Source organism: Anaerostipes sp. AF04-45 (assembly GCF_003461725.1).
GTDB classification, from domain to species: domain Bacteria; phylum Bacillota; class Clostridia; order Lachnospirales; family Lachnospiraceae; genus Anaerostipes; species Anaerostipes caccae.
Genome location: NZ_QTXQ01000026.1, coordinates 249 through 617 on the forward strand (window position 1 = coordinate 249; position 369 = coordinate 617).

General features: G+C 41.2%; 1 rRNA gene (cut by a window edge). It reads left to right on the forward strand.

Features of this window, described 5'->3' with window-relative positions:
• A 5S ribosomal RNA gene (rrf, locus tag DWV34_RS17115) occupies position 1 on the forward strand; it begins 116 nt to the left of the window's first position.
• The last annotated feature ends 368 nt before the right edge of the window (positions 2–369 follow it).

A 369-nucleotide genomic window follows, 5' to 3' on the forward strand; every position in this document is an offset into this window, starting at 1 on the left:
CCGATGATACTTGGTTGGAGACGACCTGGGAAAGCAGGTGGCTGCCGGATTTTATTTCAACATTCTTTGGCGATTCGATATAAGAACAAAGTTCTTGTATGGAATGGCTGAAGAAGCCAGAATAGAAAGTGTAACAGAGATTGTTGGTGGTAACGCGTGAATCTCAGAAGCTTCGCTTCTTCGATCGCGGCAGAGCCGCTTATACAAAAAGAAAAGCATATGCGCTTAGGAGAATGAATTCTCCACGCGATATCCTTCCCTTTTTGTGCACGCAATACTTGCTACGCGGATGTACCTTGAAAACTTCATACAGAACACAAAAAGTTATTTTTTATAAGAAATGACAAGACATCAAACAAAACGAATTAC